This is a genomic window from Gilliamella sp. A7, assembly GCF_002142015.1.
Taxonomy (GTDB): domain Bacteria; phylum Pseudomonadota; class Gammaproteobacteria; order Enterobacterales; family Orbaceae; genus Gilliamella; species Gilliamella apis_A.
The window spans coordinates 1-12917 of the sequence record NZ_NASN01000061.1; the positions used below are offsets into that span (position 1 = coordinate 1).

11 protein-coding genes are annotated in these 12917 nt (G+C 32.7%); 8 read left to right on the forward strand and 3 right to left on the reverse strand.

Translation table 11 applies throughout. The annotated features are described in order from the left end of the window. Positions 1 to 98 precede the first annotated feature (98 nt). Both prfH and B6D18_RS11150 read left to right on the forward strand, forming a co-directional pair. On the forward strand, positions 99 to 689 hold the full coding sequence (gene prfH, locus B6D18_RS11145; protein ID WP_086364507.1) for a peptide chain release factor H: 591 nt from the start codon (positions 99 to 101) through the stop codon (positions 687 to 689). A gap of 221 nt (positions 690 to 910) precedes the next feature. Next, positions 911 to 2440: a tannase/feruloyl esterase family alpha/beta hydrolase gene (locus B6D18_RS11150; RefSeq protein ID WP_086364508.1), complete on the forward strand. Its 1530-nt coding sequence runs from the start codon at positions 911 to 913 to the stop codon at positions 2438 to 2440. Between the two features lie 71 nt (positions 2441 to 2511). Here the strand turns inward: B6D18_RS11150 and B6D18_RS11155 are convergent, their stop codons facing one another. Further along, positions 2512 to 2877, reverse strand: coding sequence for a helix-turn-helix domain-containing protein (locus B6D18_RS11155; RefSeq protein ID WP_086364509.1), 366 nt, complete (start codon positions 2875 to 2877; stop codon positions 2512 to 2514). A gap of 184 nt (positions 2878 to 3061) precedes the next feature. Between B6D18_RS11155 and B6D18_RS11160 the strand changes: the two genes are divergently transcribed. Next, positions 3062 to 3532 (forward strand): ester cyclase, encoded by a 471-nt coding sequence (locus B6D18_RS11160; RefSeq protein WP_086364510.1) that lies wholly within the window; start codon positions 3062 to 3064, stop codon positions 3530 to 3532. Positions 3533 to 3888: 356 nt separating this feature from the next. Next, positions 3889 to 6222 carry a TonB-dependent hemoglobin/transferrin/lactoferrin family receptor gene (locus tag B6D18_RS11165; RefSeq protein ID WP_086364511.1) on the forward strand — a complete coding sequence of 778 codons (2334 nt, stop codon included), beginning with the start codon at positions 3889 to 3891 and terminating at the stop codon, positions 6220 to 6222. Between the two features lie 97 nt (positions 6223 to 6319). Here B6D18_RS11165 and B6D18_RS11170 read toward each other — a convergent pair whose 3' ends face one another. Both B6D18_RS11170 and B6D18_RS11175 read right to left on the reverse strand, forming a co-directional pair. Continuing rightward, entirely contained in the window at positions 6320 to 6898 is a 579-nt protein-coding gene (locus B6D18_RS11170; RefSeq protein WP_086364512.1) for a hypothetical protein, read from the reverse strand. A 34-nt stretch (positions 6899 to 6932) separates the two neighbouring features. Further along, positions 6933 to 7673 carry an Imm52 family immunity protein gene (locus tag B6D18_RS11175; protein ID WP_158092584.1) on the reverse strand — a complete coding sequence of 247 codons (741 nt, stop codon included), beginning with the start codon at positions 7671 to 7673 and terminating at the stop codon, positions 6933 to 6935. 491 nt (positions 7674 to 8164) lie between these two features. On the opposite strand from B6D18_RS11175, the gene B6D18_RS11180 reads away from it, so the two are divergent. The 4 genes from B6D18_RS11180 to B6D18_RS11195 are packed head-to-tail and all read left to right on the forward strand — an operon-like array spanning position 8165 to position 12529. Then, on the forward strand, positions 8165 to 9052 hold the full coding sequence (locus B6D18_RS11180; RefSeq protein WP_086364514.1) for a substrate-binding domain-containing protein: 888 nt from the start codon (positions 8165 to 8167) through the stop codon (positions 9050 to 9052). Between the two features lie 51 nt (positions 9053 to 9103). Continuing rightward, the gene (locus B6D18_RS11185; protein ID WP_086364515.1) at positions 9104 to 10597 is read left to right on the forward strand and encodes a sugar ABC transporter ATP-binding protein; all 1494 of its coding nucleotides are present in this window, start codon (positions 9104 to 9106) and stop codon (positions 10595 to 10597) included. After that, positions 10594 to 11580 carry an ABC transporter permease gene (locus B6D18_RS11190; RefSeq protein ID WP_216818958.1) on the forward strand — a complete coding sequence of 329 codons (987 nt, stop codon included), beginning with the start codon at positions 10594 to 10596 and terminating at the stop codon, positions 11578 to 11580. Before B6D18_RS11185 ends, B6D18_RS11190 begins: the two co-directional genes overlap by 4 nt. Positions 11581 to 11596: 16 nt before the next feature. Beyond that, positions 11597 to 12529 carry a sugar kinase gene (locus B6D18_RS11195; RefSeq protein WP_086364516.1) on the forward strand — a complete coding sequence of 311 codons (933 nt, stop codon included), beginning with the start codon at positions 11597 to 11599 and terminating at the stop codon, positions 12527 to 12529. Positions 12530 to 12917 lie beyond the last annotated feature (388 nt).

The window sequence follows — 12917 nt, forward strand, 5'->3', positions numbered from 1 at the left end:
GGGCAGAATTGGTAAAGAGAGTCGTGTAAAATATCGAGTTCGCACATTTTGTTGTCTGATTATTGATTTTTGGCGAAACCATTTGATCATATGACAAGATGTGTATCTACCTTAACTTAATGATTTTTACCAAAATCATTAGGGGATTCATCAGGGCTGAGCAACGGTCACTAACCACTGAAATTATCGAAAGCGTATTGGGTGATAAACCCAATACTTTTCGATCAGTATTACTATCGATCGAAGGTGTTGAATGTGACCAATTAATTCAACGTTGGTTAGGGACAATACAATGGATCTGTCAAAGTCCTTATCGCCCACACCATAAGCGAAAAAATTGGTTTTTTGGCGTAACTTGTTTAGCAAACCCTATGGAGTTAAATGACAATACCATTGAATTTACCACTATGAAATCATCTGGAGCAGGTGGTCAACATGTGAATAAAACTGAATCAGCGGTACGAGCAACACATTTAGCAACAGGAATTAGTGTTAAAGTACAAACCGAACGTAGTCAACATGCAAATAAACGGTTAGCTAAATTGTTATTGGCACATAAATTAGCTGAATATGCAGCTGAACAAACCCAGCAGCAAAAAAATATCCGTCAACAATTTCACTATTCTATATTGAGAGGTAATAGCCAATTGGTCTTTTACGGTGAAAAGTTTCAGCAGAGAAAAGACTGAAAAATAAATCCGTCGGTTCTATAACGGCGGATAATTTTGTTTAATTATTGTTTTAATTTAAGTTAATCTCTATAAATAATCTTAGGTATTAAATTACTATCGATAAGTGATATTCACTGATAAAAATAATCATGATTAATGTTGTTATTTATACGGCTAATGACTAATATTAATGATAACTAGTTTTATAAATTATATTTTTTGAGGATAGGAATGAGGATATGATGAAATACAGTTTATTGTTTTTATCGGTGTTAAGTTGTTTAGCATCTTCTGCTTATGCGACTTCCGCGAAAGCTAATGTCGAAGAGCGTTGTCACGCATTGGCAAATTTGAAATTAGAGAATGCTAAAGTAGTAAGTAGCGAATTAATTGCCGATCGTTTTTCACCAAGTTCTAAATTAGCTGATACTTTAAGAGGCGCTAAAGCTAAAGAAATTGTTGATTTACCGCAGATTTGTCGCGTCGAATTATCCATTGAACCGGCTATTAATGTCGAAGTTTGGTTGCCTACTAATTGGAATCAACGATTACAAGCAATAGGCGGTGGTGGATATGCAGGATTTATACCATTTGATAAATTAGCGGTAGCTGCTAAAAATGGTTATGTTGCAGCTGCTACAGATACTGGACATACTGGTAATTTAGTTGAAGGCAAATTTGTCTTTAAAGATGGCAAATTACAGGCCGATTCGGTAACCGATTTTGCTTATCGCAGTGTACATGAGATGACAGTAAAAACCAAACAAGTCATAGTGTCATATTATGGTCAAGCTGCTAATTATGCATATTGGAATGGTTGTTCAACTGGTGGAAGACAAGGGCTAATGGAAGCACAAAGGTATCCGGCTGATTATGATGGTTTGTATATTGCAGCACCAGCGATCCATTGGGATAAATTTATACCAGCAGAAATATGGCCTCAGATTGTTATGCAACAAGAGCTAGGTAAACCGATCGATAGTGATAAACTGGAAAAAGTTAGAAAAGCGATTATTGAACTGGCTGATGAAAAAGATGGTATTAAAGATGGCCTAGTTAGTGATCCAGCAGCAGTAGATATCAGTGATGAATTGCTATATAAAGCAGGACTTGATAAGGACGAAGTTCGCACATTAAGAAAAATTTGGCAAGGACCAACAGATCAAAATGGCAAATCTTTATGGTTTAGCATTGAGCCGACTGCACCACTTGATGTTTTAGCTAGTAACAAAGGGCCTTTTCCTATTCCAGAGGATTATTTAAAGTATTGGATTAAACAAGATCCTAATTTTGACTGGAAAACCTTAGGTTACAGCGGTTTTGATAACTATTTTAATGAATCAGTAGCGTTATTCCGTCCAATAATGGGAACTGATAATGCCGATTTGAGTCAATTTAAAAAATTGGGTGGTAAAATGATTATTTGGCATGGCTTGAATGATCGCCTTATCGCACCAAAAGGAACAATTCAATATTATAATAATGTATTGAAGATTATGGGCGGTAAAGATTCAGTCGATGATTTTGCAAAATTCTACCTCGCTCCTGGTGTTGACCATTGTAATGGAGGCGATGGCCCAGATAAAATTAATGGTTTTGAGTCGCTCGTTAATTGGGTTGAGAAAAAACAAGCGCCAAACAGATTAATTGCCCAAAAAATTGAAAATGGTCAGGTCACTCTACAACGTCCTTTATGCCAATATCCACAAAAAACGATTTATCAAGGTAAAGGGGATACGAATAATCCTGAAAACTTTGTTTGTCAGTAATTAAATCATTAGCTAACCAATATATTTGGTTAGCTTTTTTATCCTTTCAAAAATAACTATTCAAATAATGACTAATTTTGTCGTTTTCTCGCTCGACAAATCGCTTGATGATTTTCATCGGCCCACTGTATTAATGTATTCATTGGTTCAAGAAATGATATACCAAGTTCAGCTAGAGCGTACTCTACACGAGCTGGGACTTGTGCATAAACGGTTCGAGTGATATAACCATCTTTTTCTAGTCTTTTTAATGTCCGTGACAGCATTTGTCGTGATATATCGCCAATTTCTCTATGTAAAGAATTGAATCGCATCGCATTATGTTCTAATGATTTTAGAATTAACAGACTCCATTGATCGCCAATTCTATCGAGAACATCACGAATAGGACATGGATGGTCAAATTCAAATAGTTCACTTCTTGTCGTTTTAGTCATTGTCATAATTATTGTTATCTAGTTTCCCTAAACAGATTAAGTCACATTGAGCTGACCTAGTCATGTTTATGTTACTTATTGTTTTATTTGGTTTTTATTGTTACCATTCAAGCAGTCTACATTATAGACTAATAACGCATTATAGATAGAGTTTATCTAAATTAAAATAGAAATTGGAGTTGGTATGAATATAATTAAAAAAAGCTTTGTTATTGGTATTTGTTTGTTGAGTTTTACTGGTATTGCCGTTGCAAAAGATCTAAAGCAAAGAAATCTCGTTCAAGAGGAAGAAAATCGTACACTGGTTATCAATTTTTATAATAACTTCTTTAATAAGCATCAAGTGGCTGAGGCAACTAAAACGTTGGCTGAAGATTATAAACAACATAATCCCTATGTCGCTAATGGTAGAACACCTGCGATTACGTATTTCGAAGGTTTCTTTAAACAAAATCCACAATCAAGTGCTACTATAATTCGTTCATCAGTAGAGGGCGATATCGTATGGTTACATGTCCATTCCAAAATCAATAATGATGATATTGGTAAAGCGGTAGTTGATTTATTCCGAGTTAAAGATGGAAAAATAGTCGAACATTGGGATGTGATCCAAAATGTACCAGAGCAGGCAGAAAATAATAATACCATGTTTTAATAAATGCCTTAGCTACCTCATTTAATAAACCAATTGAATAAAATAAAGCGCCTTAATGGTGCTTTTTTATATTCAATTGGATTAATAGTCATTACCTTAAATGTTATTAGCCTAAGCATTTTATGTTAATAGATTGGTCAAAAAAACAACAGGTTATAATATTTTCTTGATATTATCAAAGTCATTAAAATTAACTTTCATAAATCCCTTCTAAAAATAAATTTTATATTTATCTGTTTATTTTTTGTTAAACGAAATATACTTGCCACCCCTTACATATGTTAATGATAATCATTATCATAATTGTTTGTGTGGTTAATTCAAATTTAAAAATGCATTTTATGAAGGAATGAAATATGAATTATAAGAAGGTGAGTACCATAATGCTCTTTATGAGTTTTTCTCTTCAAGCTGCACCACAGCCTGAAGAGAATAAATTGTCTAACAATATAACAGAACAACAAAAAAATAATAAAAGCAAAACAGTTAATGAAGATATTGATGATGTCATGACAGTTATTGCTCGTTCGTCATCGCAAGATGAATTAAAAAAAATCAATAGTGTGATTGCTGGTCGTTCTACACTTTCTTCTGGTTTAATTGAACAAAAGCAAGCAGATAATGTCGCCGAATTACTTAATACCTTACCTGGTGTAAGTTCTGCTGGTTCGGTAAGGCCGGGAGGACAAACATTAAATATTTGGGGATTTGGTAAAGTTGAAGATGTCAAAATAATTGTTGACGGTGCTCAAAAAGGTTTCCAAAAATATCAACAAGGTTCGGTTTTTGTGGAACCAGAATTATTGAAACAAGTTGAAGTTAATAAAGGTCCACATGATGTCAAATTTGGTAATGGTGGATTTGGTGGTGTGGTTAAAATGGAAACTAAAGATGCCATTGATTTACTTGACCCAGATAAATATGTGGGAGGATTGCTTAAATATAGTTTTCATTCCAATAATCATCAAAATATGGAAACAGGCGCTGTCTATGGTCGTACTAAGAATAATTTTTTTGATGGTTTAGTTTACTATACCAAGCGAAATAGTGGTAATTTTAAACGGCCAGATGGATCAAGGTTTGTTTTTTCTGAGGATGATATGGATAGCTACATGGGTAAGTTGAATATTAGACCTAATGAAGAGCACACTTTTACGTTATCAGGTATTCACTCTAAACGTGATTCTTGGCAACCGTGGGCGGCAAAATATGTCGAAAAAATGACGCCACCAACAGCAGCACAGATAAAAAAATATGGTTATAAAGCTGCATGGTTAAGGAAATTGGTAAAAAGATACCAAACAGATGATTCAGCCCAATTTAAATGGAATTACCAACCAACTTATAATCCGCTCATTGATTTAACACTACATACTACATACTCTAAAACTAAACAACATGATAAGCGCCCAGCTAAATATAATCCAGTTTCTTCGTTAGGAACCATGGGTAATGAAAGTTGGGTCAGTTATACTGATAAAACGATTGAATTGGAAAATGTAAGTTTAATTAATATTGGTGATGTGAAGAACGCATTAAAGATTGGCACACAAGCTCATTTACATGATCGTGATACATTAATGTATTATAAGAATTATGAAAAAAAACCAAACTATCATCATGGTTATTTTCAACCAGCATATATGCCATCGGGTAAACAGCAAACTTACAGTTTTTATGTACAAGATGAAATTTCGATTAGTAATTTTGTTTTAACGCCTAGCCTACGATATGATTATGTAAGAAATCATGGTACAAAAAATTATGCCTCTGCTTATAATGATCCTGATCCACGTTTTGGACATGATTATTCTCCGGTGACATATAGTGGTTGGACGCCACGATTTGGTACTTATTGGCAAGCAACCAATAATATTGGCTTTTTTGGTGACATCAGTTACGCATGGCAAGCGCCAACCATAGATCAATCTTATGAAGTGCAATTTACGCCTAAAAATGGCGGAAGTGGTAAGATTAGTGCAACGAGCCGCAATTTAGATAAAGAACGCGATTTATCAATTCGAATTGGTAATATTTTAGATTTTAATAATTTAATATTGGAAAACGATAAAATACAGGTTCGTAGTACACTATTTAGGCAACGTGTCACTAATGAAATATTTGTTACTCGTGGCTTTAATGGATCGATTTGTGGGCCCAATAAACCATGTCCTTTAGGCCAATCTAATTATCGAAATCTTCCGGGTAAATTAATTGTGAAAGGCTTTGAACTTGAAGCATATTATGATAGTAAATATTGGTTTTCAAGTGCGACATATTCTATACAGAAAGGGGAACGAGATACCGCACCTCAAGCACCGTGGATGCATAACAAAACCTATGTAGCGACTATTGCTCCTCGTACAGCCACGTTAACTGCCGGATTTAAAATACCAGAATGGAATATAAGAGCCGGATGGAATGCTCAATTTGTCAGAAAACAGGATCGAACCGGGCATGAAGATAGAAATCATGATGGTTTACCTGATCTTGGTGCTTATTCATTAGGACCTTCATCAGGGTATTCATTACATAACTTATTTGCTAGTTGGCAACCAACCTTTTTACCAAAAGCAGAAGTTAAACTATCTGTAGATAATTTATTTAACAAGGATTACAGACTCTATCTTGGTGAAAATACTTATGGTATGGCACGTAACTTTAAAGCCAGTTTTTCTTATCGATTCTGATAATTAAGATATCGTTTTTTGCGATATTGATTAATTGTTTTTTAATGCAAGACTCATAAAGGCCCTTATAAAGAAGGGCTTTGTTTTATATATTATATTATTCGTTAAGATAATTTTTAATAAAATTGAATTTACGAGCTACATAAATCATATCTTGAAATTGTTGTTGGGCTGGTTGATCCGTTTTTTCAATCCATGCTTTTATAATAGGGTTATCTTTAAAAGTTGGATCAGAAGCATAGGCGTATAAATAGGTTTCAATGATTTTAATTTCAGTAAATTTTAAATCGACTAAATAATGATAAGCAGCCAATAATCGCTGAAATAATTGCGTTGATTTTTCATTAGGTAATGAAATATGTTCACGTTGCATATTGGTAATTAATTCATTGATATAACTATTTTCATCAACATGATAAATTGTTCTGTTTAAAAGTATTTCTTCGGCTAATTTTTCAGCAAAGTCTTGAGTTATTTTAGCTTTTTGTTCTACCGTTAATCTTGAGTTGCTATAAGTTGTTTCCTGTCCGTCTTCGATCGCTTTCATTGCTTCAATATCACTGCGTGAAGGGTTGAGATCAGGATCATATTTTATTACAGCAATAATTGCTGCAGTGTTAACTAGAATTTTAGTTGCATCTAACAAAGTAGATTTATTGTTTATAATTTCAACCATTTTAGTTCTCAAATTTTTATATTAATGTCATAGATTATAAATCCTTGTTCATAGGTAAAAGATCTGCTTCACGCAATTTCAATTCTACACTATACATAGTTTTAATATCATTAATATTTTGTATATTAGGAAAATGATTAAGTAAAACAATAACAGTACCAACATGATTATTCTCTTTTATAATTGGTATTAATTGATAAACTTCTGGATAATCTTTATGTTGTAATGGACTAGGTATGTAAGCCATTAAAGATAAGTTTATACGAGGTGGGAAAAGATAAATCGAAGTAGGAAAGTTTGTAATATCCATAGTAATAAAGTTATGGCTAAATTTTTTCGCTAATCCTGTTATAAATGATGCTATTTTATCAATAGTTTGTTTACTTTCCGGTAGTTTAAAAGAAAATTTAATTGAAGATCTACTAGCTTGACTGCCATCGAGAGCTTTGCTTCCGACATAACACATCAGGTTACAATCAGATAATTTTTGACTATCGGCAAAATGAAATAAAAAATTGCCTTTGGTGTCGATTTGTTTACAAGCATGAGATAGTTTTTTTAATCCATATTCAGTAAATCCTTCAGAACTATAAATTAAAGCTTTGGGTTTTCCTTTGGCTGTTTTGTGTATTGGATACCAGTGGGCATTGTTATCTATATATTGTTGATAAATATTTAATATATCATCTAATTGTCGATTAAGATCGGTAAACTCAATCTGCTGTGTTCTAGGAAGATGCATATTAATCCTAAATTGCGATATGTTTATTTCCATATAAATATCCCTATTTTTTCTTTCATATTCACAAATTAATAATAACATTATTTATCTTTAAAAATGAAAGTAGTTTTACTTATCATCTTTTAAGTTAGATAAGCTAAGATTTGACAATTGAATCGTTTTAATTAGGTTTAGATAGGTTGATTTGTCTGTTTCGAATTGAGTTTATAGTAGTCAATATTGATGTTGCTAGCTTACTTTGAAATCTTCTACAAATAATAATTAACTTTTGAAATGAAAATATAATTCAATATTTTTGCTTTTATTTTGAAAATTTGAGAGCTTCGTCACAATAAAATTTGTTTCAAAAACTATACTAATAATACGTAGCATAACGTTACGAATATTGCAGTAAATAGAGAAAAATTATATTTTTCTTTGTATTGTATTTTGATAATTGCATGATTATTAAGAATAAAAAATTGGATGATTTATTCTTTCCTATAAAGGTTAATTATCATGCTTGAAATGAAGGAGCTCTTTCTATGAAAAAAATATCTAAACTCTTTTGTGTGTGTTTTCTATTTTTTTTCACTTTCGGCGCACATGCTAAGCAATATCATATAGGTGTTTCATTATTAACCCAACAACATCCTTTTTATATCTCATTAGCTGATGCTATAAAACAAAAAGCTCAACAAGAAAATGTTGATTTATCCCTATCTATCGCTAGCCAAGATCTTAATAAACAAATTTCAGACATTGAAGATTTTATTATTAAAAAAGTGGATTTAATTATTTTATCACCGGTTGATTCAAAAGGTGTACAAGCTGCGATTATGAAAGCTGAAAAGGCGAATATTCCAGTTATTACTGTTGATGTTCCTGCCGTTGGTGTCAAAGTCGTTAGTCATATTGCGACCAACAATTATGCTGGTGGTGTTACTGCCGGTGAGTTAATGGGTAAATTATTAAACGGTAAAGGAACGGTTGGTGTTATTGATTATCCTATGGTGCAATCAGTTGTTGATCGTGTTGATGGATTTAAAGAAGGATTGTCTAAAACTCCAGACGTCAAAATCGTGTCTATTCAAACTGGAATTACCCGCGCAGAAGCTCTTGTAGTTGCACAAAATATGTTACAAGCATACCCAGACTTAAATGGAATTTTTGGTTTTGGTGATGATGCTGCATTATCAGCTGTTATCGCTGCGAAATCTGTTAAAAATAATGATATAAAAATCATTGGTTTTGATGGCATGGATGAAGCAAGAAAAGCTGTAGATAAAGAAAAAACATTTGTAGCTGTAATCCAACAATATCCAAATCAATTAGGTGAAATCGCTGTAGCTACTGCAATTGACTATTTAAATGGTAAAAAAGTCGATGAAGTAATCCCTGTCACTCCTGGTGTATACACAGGAAAAGAATAATTCTTAATAAGGGATAGGGTAATACCTATCCCTTCCACAAGGAATCAACTAATGAATAATATCATTTTATCTGTGGATTCTATTGCCAAAAATTTTGGTCCGATTCAAGCTTTGAAAAATGTTAGTTTAGACATCTACCAAGGTAGAGTTCATACGCTATTGGGCGAAAATGGCGCAGGAAAATCTACGTTAATGAAAATTCTTGCCGGAATTTATCCACCAAGTAGTGGAACAATAACCTATCAAGGTAATGTTATTACTATAAAGAATCCAACAGAATCAAGGAAGATAGGGATTGCTATTGTTTTCCAAGAATTGAGTTTGAGTAATAACCTAACAATTGCTCAGAATATTTATGCCAATAATGAACCAAATAAATATGGCATTATCTCTGATAATCAAATGATAAAAAATTGTAATGCATTATTTGCTGAGTATGGAATCAAATTGAATCCATCACAAATTGTTGGAACCATGTCTATGGCACAACGGCAATTGGTTGAAATTGCTAAAGCACTTAGTTATGACGCGAAAGTATTAATCATGGATGAACCTACTTCATCATTAAGTGATAACGAAGCGGAATTACTCTTTAATATAATAGAAAAACTTAAACTAAAAGGTGTTGCCATTATTTATATTTCTCACCGGATGGATGAGATCATGCGTATCTCTGATGATATTTCTGTTATGCGTGATGGTGAATATATTGGCACCCACCAAAAAACAGAAACCACCATAGATCAACTGATTGCTGAAATGGTTGGCCGTGAAGTACAAAATATTTATCCACCGAAATTACCTCATCAAATTCAGGAAGATCCGCCTTTGTTAGAAGTTAGAAACTTAGATCATTTTAGAGAATTCAAAAATATCAGTTTTAAGGTGCATTCAGGCGAAGTAGTTGGTTTTTTTGGTTTAGTTGGTGCCGGTAGGTCTGAAGTGATGAAAGCATTGTTTGGAGTAACTAAATACCAAGGTGAAATTTTTATTTCAGGCAAAAAAGTCAGTATCAATTCACCAATTCAAGCAATCGAACATGGTCTTGCTTTCGTTACTGAAAATCGTAAAGAAGAAGGCTTGGTTTTGATGCATGATGTTCATTCAAATATTAACCATATTGCCTTCCAATATGAATCATCTTTTATCATCAATAATAGAAAAGAATTATTAAATTCGACTAAATATATAAAGAAAATGGCTATCAAAACCAATAATCCATTTCAAATAACCGGTAGTTTAAGTGGTGGTAACCAACAAAAAATCGTTATTGCCAAATGGTTAGTGAAGCCTCCTAAAATCTTGATTTTAGATGAACCAACTCGAGGAATCGATATTGGTGCCAAATTAGAAATTTATAAATTAATAAGAGAACTATCTTCAAAAGGTACCGCAATTATTATGATCTCATCAGAATTACCCGAGGTGATGTCTATCAGTGATCGTTTATTTGTTATGCGTAATAAGAAAATTGTAAAGGAATTTAATACTGAAGGATTAACTCAACCAGAAGTAATGAATATAGCAACAGGAGCATCTGCATGAATACTAAAGAAAATACCTCGATGAATATCAATACTAGTTATAAAGATTCTTTTTTTAAAGTTTTTCGGCAATATGGTGGAATTGTTATCGGGCTTATTGCTTTATTCATTCTGTTTTCATTTATGAATAATAACTTTTTAACTAGTAGCAATATCATGAATATCGTTTTGCAAGTGTCAATTATTGCGATTACTGCATTTGGTATGACATATGTATTACTGCTTGGTGATATCGATCTATCCGTTGGTTCAACCATAGCGTTAACTGGCACATTAGCTGCACTTGCTTTGCTTTGGGGATTGCCATTTTATCTTGCCATAGCTATAGCTTTGTTACTTTCTATTGCTGTTGGTTTTATCAATGGTAGTTTAACAGCACTTGCTGGTATTCCATCATTTATTGTGACGGTTGCAACTATGGGAATTTTCCGTGGAATTGCTTATATCATTACTGATGGTAGACCTGAAATGATTATGGATGATGTGTTTCTTGAATTAGGTAATGGCGATATTTTTTCAATACCTAATCCAATATGGGTGCTATTAATATTGTTATTAGTTAATCATTTCATCTTATCTAAAACGACATTTGGCCGAAAAATTTATATCACCGGTGGCAACAAAGAAGCCGCTGTTTATTCAGGAATTAACGTTAAAAAATTAAAAATACAAGTTTTCATGATAACTGCATTAATGGCTGGCATCAGTGGATTATTGTTAGCATCAAGACTTTATTCTGGTCAACCAAGTACTGCGCAAGGTTATGAATTAGATGCTATTGCTTCAGCAGTTTTAGGTGGAACAAGCTTAAATGGCGGTCACGGCACAATTATTGGAACAATGATAGGCGCTCTAATCATCGGTGTTATTAATAACGGTATGAACTTAATGAACATTCCTTATTTTTATCAACTAGTTGTTAAAGGATTAGTCATTCTATTAGCTGTATATATTGATGTTCGTAATAAGAAAAACAGAGTTTAAATGGAGTTGATTTAATATGAAAAAAATATTTACACTAGGTGAAATTGTTGTCGAAATTATGGCTAACCAAAAAGGACAATTATTTACACATGATGGACTATGGAAGGGCCCATTTGCCAGTGGTGCACCAGCAATTTTTATCGATCAAGTGGCAAAATTAGATGAACCAGCAGCAATGATAAGTTGTGTTGGTAATGATGGCTTTGGTGAATTAAATATAAAAAAACTAGCTGATGATGGTGTTGATATCTCTCATATTAAAGTTATGGATGACCAAACTACGGGGAGCGCATTTGTAACTTATCATGAGGATGGTAGTCGGGATTTTATTTTTAATATAAAAAATGCTGCTTGTGCTCTGATTAATGAAGAAATGGTTAGTCAAAAGATTTTAGAAGATTGCGATCATTTACATATAATGGGGTCTTCGCTGTTTTCTAAACAAATCCTTGATACCGCTAAAAAAGCTATAACAATAGTTAAACAAAATAAAGGTATCATTTCCTTTGATCCTAATATCCGTAAGGAAATGTTAAATCTGCCTGGCGTTAAAGAGGCGCTGTTAGCGATATTACAGCAAACCGATATTTACCTACCAAGTGAAAGTGAAGTCACATTGTTAGCCGATACGGATAATGAGAAGCAAGCAATCGATTATTTTTTAAATAATGGTATATCTTCTATTGTTATAAAAAAAGGTAATAAGGGCGCGAGTTATTATTCGGCAAGTGAATCTTTTGATGTGCAACCTCATTTAGTTACCGAAATAGATCCGACTGGTGCAGGGGATTGTTTTGGTGGTGCATATGTCGCCTTAATTCATAAAGGTTTTACAGCCAAAAAAGCCTTAACTTATGCTAATGCTTGCGGTGCATTGGCGGTGACAAAACAAGGACCAATGCAAGGTACGTCAACATTGGAACAGTTAGAAAAATTCCTACAAAAATAGATGATTTCAATCATTAATAAGCCCCTAATTAGGGGCTTTTTGATTGTTTTATTGAGAACATTATCACACTTGAAACTATTAACACCATTTTATATATTTTTAGTATTTAAAAGCCAATGATATTAAAAGAAGATAGATAAGTTTTAATTTATTAAAGTGACGTTGTCACTAATTTTAAGGCTGCTTTTATCGAGTTATTAGTCAGCAAGATTAAATAAAAAATCTAGTCAAACAATAATTGATATTAAGGCATTTAAAGTATTACTGTTTCCAAGAAAATTAACAATAAACTCCTAGTATTAATGAGATTTTTAATAAATATATTATTGAAATAAATTAATTATTAACAAATTACTTAAATACTAATAACATCCAGCTAGTTAAATAG